At 42.5% G+C, this 18,823-nt stretch carries 18 protein-coding genes; 2 read left to right on the forward strand and 16 right to left on the reverse strand.

Annotation, left to right across the window (positions count from 1 at the left end; translation table 11 throughout):
* Nucleotides 1-56 precede the first annotated feature (56 nt).
* From iadA to truB, 4 genes are all read right to left on the reverse strand, one after another.
* Nucleotides 57-1,241 (reverse strand): beta-aspartyl-peptidase, encoded by a 1,185-nt coding sequence (gene iadA, locus ENLAB_RS01415; RefSeq protein WP_081118619.1) that lies wholly within the window; start codon nt 1,239-1,241, stop codon nt 57-59.
* 30 nt (nt 1,242-1,271) lie between these two features.
* The gene (gene yfcC / locus ENLAB_RS01420) at nt 1,272-2,963 is read right to left on the reverse strand and encodes a putative basic amino acid antiporter YfcC (RefSeq protein ID WP_189372211.1); all 1,692 of its coding nucleotides are present in this window, start codon (nt 2,961-2,963) and stop codon (nt 1,272-1,274) included.
* Between the two features lie 239 nt (nt 2,964-3,202).
* Nucleotides 3,203-4,156: a riboflavin biosynthesis protein RibF gene (gene ribF / locus ENLAB_RS01425; RefSeq protein WP_244352293.1), complete on the reverse strand. Its 954-nt coding sequence runs from the start codon at nt 4,154-4,156 to the stop codon at nt 3,203-3,205.
* Nucleotides 4,157-4,158: 2 nt separating this feature from the next.
* Nucleotides 4,159-5,085, reverse strand: a complete 927-nt coding sequence (truB, locus tag ENLAB_RS01430) for a tRNA pseudouridine(55) synthase TruB (protein WP_140964845.1) — start codon at nt 5,083-5,085, stop codon at nt 4,159-4,161.
* 122 nt (nt 5,086-5,207) lie between these two features.
* Here truB and ENLAB_RS01435 point away from each other — a divergent pair, with 122 nt between their 5' ends.
* Nucleotides 5,208-5,786, forward strand: a complete 579-nt coding sequence (locus ENLAB_RS01435) for a phosphatase PAP2 family protein (RefSeq protein WP_081118623.1) — start codon at nt 5,208-5,210, stop codon at nt 5,784-5,786.
* A 51-nt stretch (nt 5,787-5,837) separates the two neighbouring features.
* Here ENLAB_RS01435 and rbfA read toward each other — a convergent pair whose 3' ends face one another.
* From rbfA to ENLAB_RS01495, 12 genes are all read right to left on the reverse strand, one after another.
* On the reverse strand, nt 5,838-6,188 hold the full coding sequence (gene rbfA, locus ENLAB_RS01440; protein WP_077454432.1) for a 30S ribosome-binding factor RbfA: 351 nt from the start codon (nt 6,186-6,188) through the stop codon (nt 5,838-5,840).
* A 32-nt stretch (nt 6,189-6,220) separates the two neighbouring features.
* Nucleotides 6,221-9,007: a translation initiation factor IF-2 gene (infB, locus tag ENLAB_RS01445; RefSeq protein WP_244352295.1), complete on the reverse strand. Its 2,787-nt coding sequence runs from the start codon at nt 9,005-9,007 to the stop codon at nt 6,221-6,223.
* Nucleotides 9,008-9,019: 12 nt separating this feature from the next.
* Entirely contained in the window at nt 9,020-9,322 is a 303-nt protein-coding gene (locus ENLAB_RS01450; RefSeq protein ID WP_086292278.1) for a YlxQ-related RNA-binding protein, read from the reverse strand.
* Nucleotides 9,315-9,611 carry an RNase P modulator RnpM gene (gene rnpM, locus ENLAB_RS01455; protein WP_005225922.1) on the reverse strand — a complete coding sequence of 99 codons (297 nt, stop codon included), beginning with the start codon at nt 9,609-9,611 and terminating at the stop codon, nt 9,315-9,317. Before rnpM ends, ENLAB_RS01450 begins: the two co-directional genes overlap by 8 nt.
* A 16-nt stretch (nt 9,612-9,627) precedes the next feature.
* Nucleotides 9,628-10,842, reverse strand: coding sequence for a transcription termination factor NusA (nusA, locus tag ENLAB_RS01460; RefSeq protein ID WP_244352297.1), 1,215 nt, complete (start codon nt 10,840-10,842; stop codon nt 9,628-9,630).
* A gap of 21 nt (nt 10,843-10,863) precedes the next feature.
* Complete coding sequence (gene rimP, locus ENLAB_RS01465) at nt 10,864-11,337, reverse strand: ribosome maturation factor RimP (RefSeq protein WP_077454435.1); 474 nt, start codon at nt 11,335-11,337, stop codon at nt 10,864-10,866.
* A 207-nt stretch (nt 11,338-11,544) separates the two neighbouring features.
* The gene (locus tag ENLAB_RS01470; protein ID WP_170920140.1) at nt 11,545-11,883 is read right to left on the reverse strand and encodes a DUF2752 domain-containing protein; all 339 of its coding nucleotides are present in this window, start codon (nt 11,881-11,883) and stop codon (nt 11,545-11,547) included.
* Nucleotides 11,883-12,317: a DUF4234 domain-containing protein gene (locus ENLAB_RS01475; protein WP_086292276.1), complete on the reverse strand. Its 435-nt coding sequence runs from the start codon at nt 12,315-12,317 to the stop codon at nt 11,883-11,885. The genes ENLAB_RS01470 and ENLAB_RS01475 overlap by 1 nt, the downstream gene beginning before the upstream one ends.
* 176 nt (nt 12,318-12,493) lie before the next feature.
* A complete protein-coding gene (thrS, locus tag ENLAB_RS01480) occupies nt 12,494-14,434 on the reverse strand; it encodes a threonine--tRNA ligase (RefSeq protein ID WP_096742793.1) in 1,941 nt (646 codons plus the stop codon).
* Nucleotides 14,435-14,746: 312 nt separating this feature from the next.
* Complete coding sequence (gene thmT / locus ENLAB_RS01485; RefSeq protein ID WP_005225916.1) at nt 14,747-14,923, reverse strand: 2-hydroxymuconate tautomerase; 177 nt, start codon at nt 14,921-14,923, stop codon at nt 14,747-14,749.
* Nucleotides 14,924-14,993: 70 nt separating this feature from the next.
* Nucleotides 14,994-15,509 carry an ASCH domain-containing protein gene (locus tag ENLAB_RS01490; RefSeq protein WP_077454438.1) on the reverse strand — a complete coding sequence of 172 codons (516 nt, stop codon included), beginning with the start codon at nt 15,507-15,509 and terminating at the stop codon, nt 14,994-14,996.
* Nucleotides 15,479-16,351, reverse strand: coding sequence for an aminoglycoside 6-adenylyltransferase (locus ENLAB_RS01495; RefSeq protein ID WP_077454439.1), 873 nt, complete (start codon nt 16,349-16,351; stop codon nt 15,479-15,481). The genes ENLAB_RS01490 and ENLAB_RS01495 overlap by 31 nt, the downstream gene beginning before the upstream one ends.
* 140 nt (nt 16,352-16,491) lie before the next feature.
* On the opposite strand from ENLAB_RS01495, the gene helD reads away from it, so the two are divergent.
* Nucleotides 16,492-18,771: an RNA polymerase recycling motor HelD gene (gene helD / locus ENLAB_RS01500; RefSeq protein WP_077454440.1), complete on the forward strand. Its 2,280-nt coding sequence runs from the start codon at nt 16,492-16,494 to the stop codon at nt 18,769-18,771.
* Nucleotides 18,772-18,823 lie beyond the last annotated feature (52 nt).

Below are 18,823 nucleotides of genomic sequence, written 5' to 3' on the forward strand. Positions count from 1 at the left end.
TTACAACTCTGTTTAGAAAAACAACCGACTCTTAGTCTGCCAGAATTGGCTTCTTTTTACGCTAGTTGCTCAAAGGTACCCCATACTTTCACTTCTTGTTTTTCTACCATCGTTTTGCCTTTTGCTAGAACTGTTTCTACAGCGAATGATTCTTTGTTCAGCAAGCAAATATCAGCATCCATCCCTGCTGCAAGGCGCCCCTTTTGATCAAGCTTCAATACTTTCGCTGGATTAGAAGTGATTGCACGAATGGCGATCTCCAATGGAATCTGCTCTTTTTGGACTGCTTCTTTGATGCCTACCATCAGCGCTCGCGAACTGCCGACACCCAGACCTATGAATTGATTGTTTTCATCAAAGTACGGGAGGCTGCCTTGCCCATCAGAGGTCATGGTAAATTGATCCAGCCCGATCCCTTCTGCTAACAAACGTTTCAATCCTTTACTGAAGCGAACCTCATCGTCTTCTTTTTCCCAGAAATCAGGATCTTCACTCGCCGTAAAATCGATCGTTCCACCCATTTTTGCAAAAGCAATACTTGCTTCGAAAAGCTCGCTGGTCCGATTGGCATGTGTCGGTAAAAATTGGCTGATTGGAATCTCTGTCTCTTCGATGGTTCGTAAAAGCAGCTCATATTTTTTCTTTCCTCCACCTAGGTGGACGTTTACGATGCCTGCTTTTCCAGAAAGCATCCCACCGACACGAGCATCCGCAACCGCGCGGGTAAATTCTTCGAAACTTGGTTGTGAAGAACGATGGTCAGAAACGGCAATTTCACCGATACCAATAATTTTATCGATAGTCAAAAAATCTTGGATGATGGAATCCGTGACGGGCGTCAAAGGCAATCGATACGAACCGTCATAAAGATAAGTCGTGATGCCTTCCGCCTCTAGTCCACGGGCCTTACTGATCAAGGCAGTCATATCTCTGCCTACTCCGTCAGTACCTAAACAGCCAACCACTGTCGTTACCCCCGCAGAGGTCAGCTGAGACAATTTCACTTCAGGTGTCCGGTTTTGAAAACCACCTTCCCCGCCACCTCCTAAGATATGAAAGTGACAGTCAATAAAACCGGGCACAGCAAGCAACCCTCTGCCATCGATTTCTTCAAGAGCAACGCCTGAGAATCCTCCTTGAATCGAATCTTGAATGGCAATAATCTTGTCTTCATTTAATAAAATATCTTTTTTTCCTAAATAGTCAGGAGCGTAAACCTCCGCTTGTCGTATCACCTTCATGAGTGCTTCCTCCTCGTGTCTGATTGCTTCTTATTGCAAGCCGATCGCGACTGCAATAAAGATGAAGATCGTTCCTAATACAAATAAGAACCCTTGCATTTTGATCTGGAATTTCGCCCATTTCACCCATTCGATTCTTGCGACACCTAGCACACCGATCAGACTTGCCGATACAGGAGTGAAGGCATCCATGAAGCCTGAGCCTAATTGATAAGCCAATACAGCGATCTGTCTTGAAACACCTAAAAGATCAGCTAATGGCGCCATGATCGGCATGGTCAATGCAGCCTGACCTGAATTGGAGGTCACGATCAAATTGAAGAAGCTTTGGAAAATGTACATGAACCATGCCCCAATAAATGCTGGAACATTGCTTAACAAACCACCGATGCTGTGCAAAATCGTATTCAAAGCTGACGGCACGTTGGCATCAGAACCGCCGAGAACCAGAAGAATCCCTTTGGCCATCCCTACAACGATTGCAGTTCCTGCCAATTCTGAGGCACCTGATTGAAAAGCACTCGCCACGTCATTCAAGCCCATATTTTCTAATTTGAAGAGAACTGCTATGATTCCTGCCCCTAAGCCCATAACAAAGAATTGGGAAGCAATCTCAGGAATATAATAGCCTTTTTGTGTCACACCCCAAACGATCCAGATCAAGACTGCTAGCATTTCAACCAAGATCAATTTATGACCTAATAGAAAGGGTTTTTGCTCACTAGAGGTTTTCTCAAGATGATTTCTAAAATATGCATCCGATTGATAGGTTAGTGACTTCTCCGGATTCTTGCGGATTCTTTCGGCATAGATCATGAGGTATGCTGCAGATAATGCGGTAACCACGACCCACATGATGATTCGGAACGTTGCCCCTGAAAGAACCGGAATACCTGCGATCCCTTGAGCCACTGCCACACTAAATGGACTCATCCACGAGGTGGCATTCCCAATCTGGGAGGCGACATAAGTGACAGTGACCGCCACGATCGAATCATACCCTAATGCGATCACGAAAGGTACCATGACCATCGAAAACGGAATGACTTCTTCTGCCATCCCAAAAGTAGCACCCCCAAATGAAAAAGCAAAGAACAATAACGGCAATGCCAAACGTTCTAATCCACGGGTTTTGCTGATAAACGCAAAGATCCCTGCATCGATCGCTCCGGTTTGCATGATAATACCAAATGCACCCCCGACCACTAAGATCAGCGCTGCGATCCCAACTGCTGATCCATATTTATCGCCAGAAACCAACCCTTCAAAAACAAAATTTAAAAAGCCGAAACCGTTAAAGTCATCAGTTCCCCAAACCTTGGCTGTTTTATGCAGTTTTTCAGAAGTATCATAAATTTTTTCCCCGTAAAGACTGTAAAGCGTATCATCGGTTAGTCCCACCTCATCTAATTGACTCTGGGATATCTCTTTAGGACCTTCAGCCAGAACAGCTGCTAAAGCCTCAGGATCGACATCTAATTCTTCCAGCTCTTGTGGATCGTCTTCCAATTGATTCAACTGTTGATAGACGTATTCGTTATCTAACGGGTAGGCATAACGAAACGAATCTTGCATTAAGACCGTTCTGGTACTGATTTCCCCATTTGCATCGGTATACTCGATTTCTTGTGTACTAAATTTCCCAGCGGGAACTAAGAAAGTCAGCAACCATGCCAACAGCACAACCCCAAAGATGATGACATACGTATGCGGCGTTTTCATTTTGGTTAAATCTTTCTTTTCTTTCCCCTTTTTTACTTTTTTTCCAATTGTCACTTTTTCTCTCCCTTTCCCTTTGCAGCGTACTGCATAAATTATCATTTTAGCCTATTTTTTAGTATATCGAAAAAACGTTTTTTCCTCATGGGGAAAGCATTAGAATTCAAATAAACTACGTTATAAAAAGAGAGAAAAAGAAAAAGTGAAAAGAAGCCAGAAGCGCTTCTTTTCACTACGAATGATTAGTTTTCTTCTGAAAGGCCATCAAAATAAGCTTCAGTGTCTCGTTCGTCTTGCTTTAATTGTTCGATCAATGCTTGCGCACCATTGAAAGCCACTTGATCACGCAAGAAATGATGCCAGCGGATTGCCACAGTTTCCCCATAGATATCTTGGTGAAAATCGAGAATATAGATTTCAACTGTTAACTGGCGCCCTTGACCAAAGGTGTCATTGTGACCAATCGATCCCATCGATGGATACCACTTGTCACCGACTTTGATTTCCGTCACATAGACACCTTCTTTTGGCAACCGAACAGTGCTCTTCACTTTGATATTCGCGGTTGGAAACCCAAGTTCTCGTCCTCTAGCATCACCGTGAACGACGGTTCCTTCAAATTCATAAATATACCCTAACAAGCGATAGACTTGCGCCATATCGCCATTTTGTAGCGCAGAGCGAATGCGTGTGGAGCTAACCTTTTCTTCATCAAACGATTCTTGCGCGACAGTCACAACTTCAAAACGTCCTTCTGCATAGGTTGGCAACAGCGCCATGTTGGCAATTTCCTTCTTGCCATAGGTATAGTCAAAACCTGCAACAACAACTTTTGCATGCAGTCCGATCATGTATTCATCTACAAATACTTGCGGTGCCAAATTTGCAAAAGCAGAAGTAAATTCAATGATATAAAGAATGTCTACCCCAAGTTGTTCCATATGCGCTTCCTTTTGAGCCAAACTGGTCAGGTATTGCATTTTTTCAGGATCGACTTTTTGAAACACGATCGAGGGATGTTGATTAAAGGTCATCAACGCCAATTTTAACCCTTTTTCCTCTGCAATCTTGCGCCCTGTTTCAATGACTTTCTGATGGCCTAGATGCACGCCATCGAAAAAGCCTAAAACTAAGACGATCTCCTCTTCAGGAATCGTTGCGTGATCATAAGGGTGTCTCATTTCAATGATTTCCATGTTCATTCTCCTATTTCTGTACGGATGACTTTTACCGGTTTCATCATATCGTGGTATTTGTCATGAGCTTTATAAATACTAATTAATTGTTCTTGATAGAAAATCGCCACTAACTCTTCTGGGTGCTCTTGTAATCCAAATGCACGAAACGGCAAACGCATGCCATTTTTTACTTTCTGCCAGAGGTCCGCATCGATCGTCACTTGAACAAACTCCGATACCCCGTATTCTAAAGGTAGTAGTAGTTCCGAAACACGTTGTTCATCGACTGCCTTTTGAACCTCTGCAATCGTGTAAGATTGTTCTTTAGAAAAACCACCGCTTTTTAGGCGAGTCAAATCAGACATATGCGCGGGTACGCCCAGCAATTTCCCTGTGTCGACCGCTAATGTGCGAACATAAGTCCCTTTTCCACAAGAAACTTCAAAACGCCAGCTTTGCGTATTGTCCTCATGAGTAACCGGCTCTGAAATTCGTTCAAAGGAATAAATTTCGGCTTTGCGTTGTGGCCGCTCGACAGTTTCATTGTTGCGGGCATATTCGTAAAGTCGTTTGCCATTGACTTTGACCGCCGAATACATCGGGGGGATCTGGGTAATCGTCCCCGTCAACTGTTTCATTGCCTGATCGATCTCTTCCTTCGTAAAAGGACGAGTTAGTGCTTGTTGTTCAACGATATCCCCCGACCGATCTTCTGTAGTGGTACTGAAGCCCAAAGTGATTTCCCCGGTGTAGACTTTTCCAGAATCAACCAAGTATTCGACGATCTTCGTTCCTTTTCCGATACAAATGGGCAAGACACCATCCACGTCAGGATCTAGTGTGCCGCTGTGTCCGATTTTTTTTGTCTTTAATATTTTTCGTAATTTAAACACGCAGTCGTGACTTGTTTGTCCACGCTCTTTCCATAATGGTAAAATCCCGTCCATCGTATTCCTCCATTTCACTTCAACTTGCTTATTATAACATATAAAAAAAATTCATTGCACGACAAAATCCTTTTCGCACCTTCTCATTACATGATAAACTAAGCATATAAGGAGGTCCTAAAATGGTTGTTTTAACGATAGGGTCATTTATTGGATTTGCCATTTTTTTGATCATGATTCAGCTCGGCACGATGCAGCGTTGGGAAGAAGCGTTTGCTTTGCAGATCATCCAAAGCCGTACGCCCTCTTTGACGCGCATGATGCACTTTTTTACCAATTTAGGAAAAGCCTTTCCGACAGTTGCGATTGCTTTACTGTTGTTTGCCTTTCCATCATCGCGGGCAGATCTTGCACCAAAAACAGCAGTCAGTATCTTCATAGTATCAGCAGCTGCTTACTTGATCAAACGAATCGTCCGACGAGATCGTCCTATTGATCATCGTTTAGTTGAAGAAAAAGATCACAGCTTTCCTAGTGCTCATGCTGCCACATCAGCCGCTATGTACGGAACGATTGCTTTGAATCTTGGAATTTTGGTTCCCACAGCAGTCCTTCCGATGACTCTACTGGCAATTTTGTTGAGCTTTATGATTGGCTTTAGCAGAGTCTACTTAGGGATCCATTTTTTAACAGACGTGATTGGCGGTTGGCTTTTGGGGACAGGCGTTGCTGGACTGGTCACTTTACTGATGAATACCTGATGCTCATTTCAAATAAAAAAAGAACAGCTTCGATTGGAAGCTGTTCTTTTTTTATTCTTCTGAGTGCAATGAACGAATCATTTCATCAATTTTATTCCCGTATTGTACAGATTCATCCAGTTCAAATTGGATTTCTGGGACTTTATAGAGCGTTAACGCTTGACCTAATTCACGACGAACTAAACCAGTTGCTTTTTCCAGTCCTGCTTGGGCTTTTTGCTTATCTGAAGCTAAGTCCGTTAGAGTGCTGTAAAAAATCGTTGCTTGCTGCAAATCTCCAGTTACTCGTACATCTGTGATCGTCACATCTTGCACGCGAGGATCACGAACTTTTTTACGAAGAATTTGATTGACTTCTTTTAAGATTTCTTGTGCCACTCGGCGATCTCGATAATTAGCCATTCAAAAAGCCTCCTTGTATAGTTGTCATTCCGTTATTTTGTCGGTACTTCTTCCATCACATAGCCTTCGATCACGTCATCAACTTTAAGATCGTTGAATTTCTCGATCATCGCGCCACATTCAAACCCTAGCTTCACTTCTTTGACATCGTCTTTGAAGCGTTTCAAGCTGGCAAGTTTGCCTTCATAGATAACAATACCGTCACGGATCACGCGGACGCCACTGTCACGACGAATGCTGCCTTCCGTCACATAGCAACCAGCAATCGTACCCACTTTAGAAACTTTGTATGTTTCACGAACGATCATTTGACCAGTGATTTTTTCTTCGAATTCAGGATCAAGCATCCCTTTCATCGCAGTTTCGATTTCTTCGATCGCTTTGTAGATGATGCGATGCAAACGAATATCGACTTTTTCCGCTTCCGCTTGCTGTTTGGCTTGCGGTGTTGGACGGACGTTAAATCCTATGATGATGGCATTACTTGCCGCTGCTAGCGTTACATCACTTTCATTGATGGCGCCAACGGCTGAATGGACGATGTTTACTCGCACACCTTCCACATCGATTTTCTTCAATGACGCAGCTAATGCTTCAGCTGAACCCTGTACGTCTGCTTTGATGATGACATTTACTTCTTTCAGTTCGCCTTCTTTTAGACTTTCAAACAAGTTATCTAATGTCACACGACTACTTGATGCGCGTTGCTCCATTAAAGCACGTTTTGCCCGTTCTTCCCCTGCTGCCCGAGCTGTTTTCTCGTCTTCAAAAGTAACGAAACGATCACCTGCTTGAGGGACATCGTTCAATCCTGTGATTTCGACAGGTGTAGCAGGTCCTGCTGTTTTATCACGACGACCTAAGTCATTCGTCATTACCCGAACACGACCGAAGGTATTCCCTACAACGATTGGATCACCTACATGAAGCGTTCCTTGTTGAACCAATAGGGTAGCCACAGGTCCTTTTCCTTTATCAAGGCGTGCTTCAATGACGGTACCGATTGCCCGTTGGGTAGGATCAGCTTTCAAATCTTCCACTTCTGCTACTAAAAGAATCATTTCAAGCAATTCTTCAATGTTTTGCCCAAATTTCGCTGAGATTTCAACAAAAATCGTATCGCCACCCCAGGCTTCTGGGATCAACTCATGTTCACTTAATTCTTGCATCACGTGTTGTGGGTTGGCACCTGGCTTATCGATTTTGTTTACTGCAACGATGATCGGCACTTTTGCTGCTTTCGCATGGTTGATTGCTTCCACCGTCTGTGGCATCACACCATCATCAGCTGCGACAACTAAAATCGTGATATCGGTGATACTTGCTCCCCGTGCACGCATACTGGTAAAGGCCGCATGTCCAGGAGTATCTAAGAAAGTGATTGGTTTGCCATTGATGTCGATTTGGTAAGCCCCAATATGCTGGGTGATTCCTCCAGCTTCACCACTCGTCACTCGTGAATGGCGTAAAGTATCAAGCAAGGTTGTCTTCCCATGGTCAACGTGTCCCATGATCGTCACAACAGGTGGTCGTGACACCAAGTTCTCTTCGACTTGTTCTTCTTCTTCAAAGAATTTATCGATGTCTGCGATATCCACTTGGACTTTTTCTTGTGGTTCAATTCCGTAATCAGTAGCAAGCAGTTCAATCGTATCTTTATCTAAAGGTTGGTTTTGATTGACCATAACCCCCATCATAAAGAGTTTCTTGATGATTTCAGCTGGTTCACGGTAGATTTTTTTCGCGATATCCGCTACGTTCATGCCTTCTGTGTATTCCAATACTTCTGGTAACTCACGGAATTTACGTGCTGGAACTGGCGGTTTCTTTTCCGTCTGCTGACGGCCTTTTTTGCCTTTTTTGTTAAATTTGTTGCGATTGTTATTGTTGAAATTGTTATTGCGTCCACCGTAATTTGACTTGCCGCGGTTTTGATTTCCTCCACGGGAATCATTCGATCCTTGCGTACGGTTATTGTTACGGTCTGCCCCTTGCGTATTTCCTGCAGATTGAGCGGCCGGACGGTTTTGCTGCCCTTGATTGTTCGGACGGTTTTGTTGTCCTTGGTTTGTTGGGCGGTTTTGTTGCCCTTGGTTGTTTGGACGGTTTTGTTGCCCTTGGTTGTTTGGACGGTTTTGTTGCCCTTGGTTGTTTGGACGGTTTTGTTGCCCTTGGTTGTTTGGACGGTTTTGCTGTCCTTGGTTTGTTGGGCGATTTTGTTGTCCTTGGTTATTCGGGCGGTTTTGTTGCCCTTGGTTATTCGGACGATTTTGTTGTCCTTGATTGTTTGGACGGTTTTGCTGTCCTTGGTTTGTTGGGCGGTTTTGTTGCCCTTGATTATTCGGACGATTTTGTTGTCCTTGGTTTGTTGGGCGATTTTGTTGCCCTTGATTGTTACGATTCTCTTGGTTATTCACTCGATTATGACTTCCTTGGTTATTTGGTCTGTTACTTCCTTGACTGTTCGTGCGATCTACTTGTCCTTGACCAGCAGGACGGTTATTACTTTGCGCAGTTCGCTGTTGACTTTGATTGTTATGACGGTTTTGGAAGTTAGGATTATTTCTTTGCGTTTTAAATTTCTTTTGTTCTTGTTTTTCCGGCTGGTTGGCTGGTTTCTGATTTGCGGGATTTGAGTTTGCAGATGTTTTACCATTTGGATTGCCGCCTAACGACTGCTGCAATTTCTGCGCCTCTCCATCTGAGATCGCGCCCATATGATTTTTGACATCAAAGCCTAAAGATTGTGCTTTTTCAACAACCTCTTTGCTCGATTTGTTCCATTCTTTTGCAAGTTCATAAATTCTTTTTTTCCCCATGCAATCACCTTCCTAACCTAATATTAATTCCTGCACCTTCCTTGCAAATCCTTGATCTAAGATGCCAATGACCATTCTTGGTTTCCCAATGGCCGTACTGATTTCATCAGCAGAAAATGCATCTAGGAGCGGAATTTCGTAATAAGAACTTTTGTCCTTAATTTTCTTTTGTGTATTTTTACCAGCATCACTGGCGACAATGACCAAAGCAGCTTTCTCATTGCGAATCTCTTTTAAGGTCATTTCTTCACCAGTCACTAATTTCCCAGCACGCATGGCTAGTCCTAACATATTTAATGCTTTGGTTTTATTCATTTGCAAATAACTCTTTTCGCGCTTTTTGGTGCGTTACATAGTCCAATAGTTCTTGGTAAAATTCATCTGTCAATTTCGTTTCCAACACTCGATCTAAAATACGCTTATCCCAAGCTTTCTGGGCTTCAGCCGGTTCGATCGCTATATAGGCACCACGACCAGGCATTTTTCCGGTTGGATCAATAGAAACCACGCCTTCTTTTGAACGAGTGATACGAAGCATTTCTTTCTTAGGCAACATTTCACCTGAAATCACTGATTTTCGTAAAGGAATTTTTCGTTTTTTCATCACGATCTCACCTCAACTATTTTTCGTCAAACTCAACATTTTCATAATCATCCGCAGTCATGTCTGATGAAAGGATCGCTTCATCGAGCGTTTCTGCAGGTTCTGTTGCTTCTGTGCTGATTTCTTCAGCAGCTTCTGAAGCATTGGCATCATACTCATCGATATAGTCGCCTTCATCCAACTTCGCATAAAACTCTTCCATGTCTGTTTCTGATTTGATATCGATTTTGAAGCCAGTCAATTTCGCTGCCAGGCGGGCATTTTGTCCCCGTTTACCGATCGCCAATGACAATTGGTAATCAGGCACGACAACGGTACAAGACTTCGGATTATCAACATCGAAAATAACGTCGCTAACTTCCGCTGGATTCAATGCATTGGCAATGAAGATCGCTGGATCTTCATTCCATTCCACGATGTCCATGTTTTCGCCTTTTAGTTCATTGACGATTGCTTGAACCCGTTGCCCTTTAGGACCTACACAAGTGCCGACAGGATCAACGTTAGCATCAAAAGAACGAACAGCCACTTTGGCACGATCCCCTGCTTCACGAGCGATACTTACGATCTCTACAGTACCATCATATACTTCTGGCACTTCTTGTTCAAATAATCGGCGTAGCAAATCTGGATGGCTACGGCTAACGAATACTTGAGGCCCTTTAGACGTATTTTCAACACGAGAAACGAATACTTTGATCCGATCATGGGGTTGATAAAACTCATTTGGCATTTGGTCTTGTTTTGAAAGTACTGCTTCAATTTTACCTAAGTTCACATAAATATAACGATTGTCTTGACGCTCTACGATTCCTTGTAGAATGTCTTTTTCATAAGCACTAAATTCGTTATAGATAATGTTTCTTTCTGCTTCTCGAACTCGTTGCAAAATGACTTGTTTGGCCGTTTGCGCCGCAATACGACCAAAGTCTTTAGGTGTTACTTCAAAGCGGATTTTGTCGCCGATTTCATAAGCGGGGTTGATTGTCATCGCTTCTTTTAATGAAACCTCTAGTTGCGAGTCCATGACTTCTTCTGTCACTTCTTTGACTGCATATACGTGGATGTTGCCTTTTTTCTGATCAAATTCCACTTCCACATTTTGTGCTTGCCCGTAATGACGTTTGTACGCTGAAACCAATGCCGCTTCCAAGGCATCGATGACAATCTCTTTTGAAATGCCTTTCTCTGCTTCTAATGCATCCAATGCATTCAACATTTCTTTACTCATGATTCTTTCATTCCTCCGTGTTTAAAATTGAATGGCTAAACGAGCTTTGGCAATATTTTTCCGGTCGATCGTTCGTTCTTTTTCTCTGGTTTTGATTCGGGTCTTCATAACTAGCTGATTTTCGTCGAATGACTGTAAAAAGCCTTCGAACTGTTTTTCTCCATCAATCGGTTGATATAAAGAAACATGAATGTACTCGCCGACTGCCCGTTGATAATCTGCTTCTTTCTTCAATGGACGCTCGGCGCCAGGGGAAGAAACTTCCAAGAAATAGGCTTGTGGAATAGGATCAGGATCGCATTGGTCTAATTGTTCACTAAGTTGTTCACTGACAAAGGCACATTCCTCGATATCGATTCCGCCTTCTTTATCGATGAACACACGAAGAAACCAATTTTTCCCTTCCTTCACGAATTCTACTTCAACTAATTCAAATTTTTGCGCATCCAGAATAGGGGTCACTATATCTGTAACAGTTTCCACTACTGTACTCACAACATCGCCTCCTTTATTTCTCAACGAAACGAACTTCATTCCATTAAAAAGAGTGAGCGAAAAAACCGCTCACTCACTCTAAGTATCATTACATTGTAAATATAACACAATTTTCATAAAGATTCAACTACTGTCGCATGTTCCCTTCGCTTTCAGAAAAAAACAAAGCATTTTCTTAATGTTTTTTAATGCTTGGGTGAATGGCTGTTAGTGAATCACTTGACCAATCCGACGTAGTAGTTGTGGGAAAATACTTTCTGGATCAAAGTCCATGGGCGCTTCATGTGGGAAATGAAGCCAGAGCCGACCGCCATAAACCACTAGTACTAAAAGTGTCAATGTCACCCACAGGTTTTGACTGTGGTAAAGTTTGCCGATTTTCGGATTTTTTTTGAATAAAACGATCCCGAATACGATCGGCACTAACCAAAACAAGGGATGAAAATGTAGCGCGCCTTGAAGATCGCCTTGGAATAAATGTAAATATGCGCGCGTCATGCCACAACCTGGACAAGGAACCCCCGTTATCCATTTAAACGGACAGATCAATAATCGACCCAATCATCTGAATCAAACGGATCATTTGAAGCATCAGATGATGTCATAGTATTTTGATCAGCTGCTTCCCACATTTGGTTCATGTCTCCTTGTAAAATCGCCATATTGATAAAATCAAAATTAAAGAGGCTTAAGACAACAAATAGAATTTTGTTGTCACTCAAACGAGGCATTTTCGCTCGTTGTTGCGCACTCATAAAGATATCCGCGATTCGATACCACCAATAAATTTGATACAACCCACAAGTAAGGATCGTTAATAAAATCGACGTCTCTGGTGAAAGACGATTGTCCCCACTGTACTCTGCTAGCTCTTTGGTTGTTTGGTACATCCAAAAGAATGTATAAATGCCACAAGTAATAAATGTTAATAGAATGACCGATACAACCGATTTTTTTCTTACTCCATAATTATAGTTCATCACATACCCCTTCTATTTTTCTCCTTGTTGCTACCGGTTAATTATATATGATTTTATTCACAAAAACAAACTTTTCTGCATTTTCCACAGTTTTTATAGAACAAAAATAGATAAACAGCACCTGCTAAAAAGCAGGTGCATATACTATAAGACAATTATCTTCTTTGTAACAAAAACTATGCGCGACTATAGTTTTTCACTTCTGCAGCCATCGCATCAACAAAAAGATTCAACTCTTCCACTTGGGTTTCTTTGCTGCCGTAGCGACGGATATTGACTGTCGCGTCATTGACTTCTTGATCCCCAACAACGATTTGGTAAGGAATTTTTTGTGTTTGCGACGCACGGATCTTGTATCCCATTTTTTCATTGCGATCATCTACTTCTACTCGCAGACCTTGCGCTTGCAAGCGTTCTTTGATTTCGTAGGCATAGTCGCTGTGGGCTTCGACTGAGACCGGAATGATCGATGCTTGGATTGGTGCCAACCAAGTCGGGAATGCCCCTTTATAGACTTCTGTCAAATAAGCCACAAAACGTTCCATCGTTGAAACGATCCCGCGGTGGATCACCACTGGACGGTGATTGTTTTCGCCATCTTCACCAACGTATGTCAAATCAAAACGTTCTGGCAATAAGAAATCCAATTGGATCGTTGACAATGTTTCTTCCATACCTAAAGCTGTTTTCACTTGGACATCTAGTTTAGGTCCGTAGAAAGCTGCTTCACCGTCAGCTTCAAAATAATCCAATTCTAATTCATCCATGGCTGCTTTTAGCATTGTTTGCGCATTTTCCCACATCGCATCGTCATCAAAATATTTGTCTTTATTTTGTGGATCGCGATAGCTTAAACGGAAACGATAGTCAGTAATATTAAAGTCTTCGTAAACGCCCACCATAAGATCCAGTGTCCGTTTGAATTCTTCTTTGATTTGATCAGGACGAACGAATGTATGACCGTCATTTAAGGTCATTTCACGAACCCGTTGCAACCCTGATAGCGCGCCTGATTTTTCGTAGCGATGCATCATTCCTAATTCAGCGATACGAATTGGTAGTTCACGATACGAATGGATGTCATTTTTGTAAACCATCATATGGTGTGGACAATTCATTGGTCGTAGAACCAGCATTTCGCCATCACCCATATCCATTGGTGGGAACATGTCCTCGTGGTAATGATCCCAATGCCCTGATGTTTTGTATAAGTCCACGTTTGCCATGATTGGTGTGTATACGTGTTGGTACCCAAGGCTAACCTCTTTATCAACGATATAACGTTCGATCGTACGACGGATCGTTGCTCCTTTTGGCAGCCAGAAAGGCAGACCAGCGCCGACTTCAGGAGACAACATAAACAATTCTAATTCTTTCCCTAGTTTACGATGATCGCGTTCTTTTGCTTCTTCCCGTAAACGGATAAATTCCTTCAAGTCTTTTTTATCGAAAAAGGCTGTTCCGTATACTCGTTGCATCATCTGGTTATCAGAGCTTCCACGCCAGTAAGCACCTGCCACTGATAACAATTTGTATACTTGGATACGACCAGTTGATGGGACGTGAGGACCGCGGCAAAGATCGACAAATTCACCTTGCTGATAGGCAGTAATTGTTTCGTCATCTGGTAATTCAGTGATCAACTCTACTTTGTATGGATCTTCGGCAAAAAGGGCCAACGCTTCTTCTTTTGTTAATACACGTCGTTCGATTGGCAGATTTTCTTTGATGATCTTCATCATTTCTGCTTCGATTGCCGGTAGATCTTCCGCAGTTACTGGGTTTTCCCCATTATCTGTATCATAGTAAAAACCAGAATCAATTGCAGGTCCTACCCCAAAATGGATCGATGGATAGAGTCTGCGCATAGCTTGAGCCATTAAATGAGCTGTCGAATGACGAAGTAAGCCTAAGGCGTCTTCGTGATCAGGTGTCACGATCTCAATCGTTGCATCTTCTTCGATCGGACGATTAAGATCGATCAGTTGTCCATTGACTTTTCCAGCTAAGGCTTTTTTTGCAAGACTTTTCGAGATACTTTCAGCAATCTCTTTGGTTGTTACCCCAACAGCAAATTCTTTTTTTGCGCCATCAGGAAATGTAATAAATAATGACATATGAATGTCCTCCTTTGAATGATTTCAATCAATAAAAAAAGTCCTAGTATCGGTTACGATACTAGGACGATCACTCGTGGTTCCACCTATTGTTTAAAAACAGAAAAAGTCTGTTTTCCTCTTCATGAGATAACGGTTCAACCGCCTCCGTTTCGACAGAGGTCTAAAAAAAGTGGTCATCCTTTGGTTTTCTTCTAGGAAATTTTCAGCCAAGATTTCCCTCTCTTATCGAAGACTCTCAAATTCAGGTGTCTTTTTTATTGATCGATTATGGCTCAATTAAACCACTACCTACAAGAAAAAGCAAGAGAATTATTTCCAATCGCCATTCACAGCATAGGTTCCTTGTTTCATTTCATTGATGATAACGTGGATATGCTCCTTAGGGGCACCCGTATTTTTATGGACTGCCTCAGTGATTTCTTTCATCATATTCGTCAGTTGTTCTTGTGAACGCCCTTCAACTAGTTCGACATGGATAAATGGCATACGATTTCCTCCTTTGTTTGCTTTTGATTATACACCTTTTTCAAAAAGACAAAAGCGATTGTCGCGCTTTTCATTGAAAATCATGGCCTTCATCTTCTTGATACACAACAGAAAACTTCTCGCAAACACACAGCATTTGAGCATGAAAAGACAAACCCGCTGAGGCATAAGCTCGTCGAAAAAAAGCTTCATGAACACGGCGCCAATAAGCCAAAGTGCGATCTCCTTCCCCTTCTAAAAAGGCGAACGCTGCTGTCACCTCATCAAAAGGCACGATCGACACTGACTCTAAATAAAGAACAGCTCTTGGGACATCCGAACCATCTAAAAGAACACTATACGTTCCTGATTGCGGCAATGCTTCTTGCTCGATTTCATAGAGGGCAGCGGCAGATGTCGTTGCCGTCTTTTTGCCAGCTAAAACCAGTGCTGCCAGTTCATCGGCCATTTGTGGGGTATCACCAAAGGACCAAGCATCTTCATAGGTCAGAGCAGATTGGTTTCTTGAGTTTACTTTTAAAAATCGTTGCCAAAAAGCCTGAATCTGACTGCCTTTTATTTTTGGTTCTCTGGACTCATCTGCCAATTTTTTTCACTCCAATACTTCGTATATGTTTGGACATTCTCAGCTTCTTGCCAATCATAAGCCAATCCCAATTTCTCGCTGATTTTCTTTGCTTGGTCATCAAAACGTTTTTGCATCTTCAAGAGGGACTGACCACAAGCAATGATCGTGGAAAAATCAAGCAATGAGGTCAATTCCCGCCACTCCTTTTCCGTGAGAAACGACTGCAGGTATTTATGATTTTTTCCAGTACTCACCTGAAATTGCTGAGTGTGGGCAACAAACAAATCTTCAATCCATAACAATTCTTGCCAACAAATGGTGTATAAATGATCCGCAGCATAAATCAGCTGCTTTCGAAGCAGCCCTTTCACGACATACGTGCTTACCCACCAAAATTCGTTGCAGTGTTCCCGAAAAGCGGCTTGGGTCGGACGCTTGATCCAGTAATGCGAATGATTTGCTTGATTAGTAAAACTTAGTAATTGGTCTGGATCAAGCAGCGGCTGCAAGCCTGGTTCGTTAGCCAGCCGATCGACCAGTGCAAGAGGACAAAGCATGAGATCGATTCTTACTCCGTCTAAAAAATGCATCAAGTAGGTAAAACAACCACCTAGACTGGGCGGATAGATGGTGCTAGCTTCCGGTGTTTGCCTGATCATGAGCGGTCCAAAGGCTTCTAACCATGAAGGATCATTGACCAAGGGCTGAATATCATCCATTACATAAACCACATCAAAGTCTTGCAAAAAATCTTTTGGCGCCTGCGGATCGGTCCGTGAACCAGATAAACCGATGGCACGTGCCCCAACACCTTCGCCCACCGATTGGATCAGTCGGAGTAGTTCTGCTTCTTCCCTCACTCTTTCCACCTCTAATTCGACTAATTTTTGAATTACTATGCTCTTTCTATAAATATTAGCATAGTTTCTTTTTTTCCACGACATTCGCAGGGAAAATATGCTATAATTTTATGTCGCAATTTTTTTAAGGAGGATCCTTCGTGAACGAACGTCAAAAAGAACAACAACATGTTAATGAAACCATTGCTCTGATACACAGAGAACAAGCGATCCTTTCGCAGCAAAAACAAGAATTAGCCGCTAAAATGGATGATCAATTAAAAGAAATCGCCGATAAGAAAATTCGCGGGGGCGACAGTGAAGCCTTTTATGAATCAGTTATCGAGTACCAGCAGCATGAACAAGAATTGCTGATAAAATACCAAACCGCAGAATCGCAAGAAAAACGCGTCAAAACCTTAACAACGATGGCGGGCAATCCGTATTTTGCTCGAATCGATTTCAAAGAAGAACAAGAGATCGAGACCCTTTATTTGGGGATCGCTTCATTACGAGACAAGGATGAAGAAACGATCGTCATTGACTGGCGCGCACCGATCGCCAATCTTTACTATGAAGGAGAGCTTGGTGAGACCTTCTACGAAACAGACACTGATCGGTTTACGGTAGAATTGCTCTTGAAACGCCAATTTAAAATTCAAAATGGTGAAATCTTGTCGATGGTCGATACTTCGGAGATCATCAATGACGAATTTTTGTTGGAAATTTTGGATGAAGCCTCTTCTTCTCAAATGCGTAACATCGTTTCAACGATCCAAAAAGCGCAGAACCAAATCATTCGTGATACCACCAATAAATTCTTACTGATCGAAGGGATTGCTGGAAGTGGAAAAACCTCTGCTTTGTTGCAGCGGGTCGCCTTTTTACTTTACCGTAATCGCAAATGGCTGGATGAAAAACAAGTCTTGCTGTTTTCACCCAATCATTTGTTTTCTGACTATATTTCCATGGTTCTGCCTTCTTTAGGTGAAAGTGAAGTGCCCACAAGAACCTTCCACCACTTTATCCAATTGATTCTGACTGGCTATGAAGTGACGAAAGAAACCCAACAAGAAGAAACCTTTTTAAGCGGCGACGATGATGCCATTGAAAAAATCAAAAGCAGTCTTTTCTTGGTGGAAAAAATCAACCATTATGTCCGTTCGATTGCACCGATCGGTCCCTTGTTCCGTGATCTAAAAATCCAAGGACAAACCTATTTGACAAAAGAACAGATTCGCCGCTGGTATCAAGAAACCAATAACGAACTGCCGATTTACCAAAGAACCCAACTGCTTCAAACGAAATTATTAAAAAAAATCGGCGGCTTGGAAAAAGATGAAGCTAAAAAAGACTGGGTCAAAGAAGCGACCGAAGAACAATTGCAACAAGTATTTGCCAATGATCCACATCAAGAATACAGCGAAGAAAACGAACGCCGTTTGCGGAAGAAGCTCAGACAGCAAATCGTCCGCAAGAAGTTCCGTTCCTTGACGCGGGGAGTGAAAAACTTTCAGTTTATCAACCAAGCCAAACAATACTTACACTTTCTACAATCGGTTGAGTCTGCTGCAGTCAAAGAAACTGGTATCGAGGCTGCGGCTTGGCAGCAAAGTATTGCCGACATTCGTCAAGGTATGCGCCAAAGACAGATCAAACAAGAAGACGCCGTTTTGTTTTTCTTACTGATTAAACAGCTCTATCCTGTTCACGTCGAAGAAAAAGCTCGGTTTATCTTTATTGATGAAATGCAAGATTTCCCACCTGCCCAAGTGGCATTGCTGCGTCAGCTTTATCCAAAGGCTGGTATCACCCTTTGCGGCGATTTGAATCAAAAAGTGTATGGCAATGAAACGATCGTCGGGGCATTAGCAGAATTATTCCCCCACGAAAGTGTGAAACGTTATCAATTGAAAACCAGCTATCGTTCGACTAAGGAAATCACAGATTTCGCCAATCAATTTTTAGTGGGCAGTGATCAAGTGGAATTGACGGCTCGTAAAGGGGCGGTACCAGTAATTACTAAAGGAACTGCAACTGAAAATCTGGCTTTCCTAGAAACTAGTATTCGTGACGCAGCTGAGAATCAGCGTTGGCGCACCGCGATCATTTGTAAAACCGCAAAGGATTGCCAACAATTATATGAACAATTGGCAGAAACAATGCAGGATCAAGTGCAGTTGATTACTTCTGAAGAAGACTTCATGAAACGCAATGTGATGATCTTCCCCGCCTTTTTAGCAAAAGGGCTAGAGTTTGACCAAGTCTTTGTCTGGACGCTGGGGGCCGCTTTTGAGACCGAACAAGACCAATTGATTTTCTATACGATGGCGACACGGGCCATGCATCAGTTGACAATTCTTACAAACGAAGAATTGCCGCTTTTAGCAAAAGCCAATCCTGCCACTTATCAGTTCCAAGAAGCATCAAAGATTGACTAAAAAACTAACAAAAAACATCACGATCGGCTTGTTTCATTTGAAGAAACAGTCG

Origin of the sequence: Enterococcus innesii (genome assembly GCF_022846515.1) — a bacterium.
GTDB lineage: Bacteria > Bacillota > Bacilli > Lactobacillales > Enterococcaceae > Enterococcus_D > Enterococcus_D innesii.

Coding starts and splice junctions, on each gene's coding strand:
- iadA (WP_081118619.1), bottom strand. CDS start 1,241: ATGAAGGTGATACGACAAGCGGAGGTTTACGCTCCTGACTATTTAGGA.
- yfcC (WP_189372211.1), bottom strand. CDS start 2,963: ATGAAAACGCCGCATACGTATGTCATCATCTTTGGGGTTGTGCTGTTG.
- ribF (WP_244352293.1), bottom strand. CDS start 4,156: ATGGAAATCATTGAAATGAGACACCCTTATGATCACGCAACGATTCCT.
- truB (WP_140964845.1), bottom strand. CDS start 5,085: ATGGACGGGATTTTACCATTATGGAAAGAGCGTGGACAAACAAGTCAC.
- ENLAB_RS01435 (WP_081118623.1), top strand. CDS start 5,208: ATGGTTGTTTTAACGATAGGGTCATTTATTGGATTTGCCATTTTTTTG.
- rbfA (WP_077454432.1), bottom strand. CDS start 6,188: ATGGCTAATTATCGAGATCGCCGAGTGGCACAAGAAATCTTAAAAGAA.
- infB (WP_244352295.1), bottom strand. CDS start 9,007: ATGGGGAAAAAAAGAATTTATGAACTTGCAAAAGAATGGAACAAATCG.
- ENLAB_RS01450 (WP_086292278.1), bottom strand. CDS start 9,322: ATGAATAAAACCAAAGCATTAAATATGTTAGGACTAGCCATGCGTGCT.
- rnpM (WP_005225922.1), bottom strand. CDS start 9,611: ATGAAAAAACGAAAAATTCCTTTACGAAAATCAGTGATTTCAGGTGAA.
- nusA (WP_244352297.1), bottom strand. CDS start 10,842: ATGAGTAAAGAAATGTTGAATGCATTGGATGCATTAGAAGCAGAGAAA.
- ENLAB_RS01475 (WP_086292276.1), bottom strand. CDS start 12,317: ATGAACTATAATTATGGAGTAAGAAAAAAATCGGTTGTATCGGTCATT.
- thrS (WP_096742793.1), bottom strand. CDS start 14,434: ATGTCATTATTTATTACATTTCCTGATGGCGCAAAAAAAGAATTTGCT.
- thmT (WP_005225916.1), bottom strand. CDS start 14,923: ATGCCATTTATCCATGTCGAACTAGTTGAAGGGCGTTCACAAGAACAA.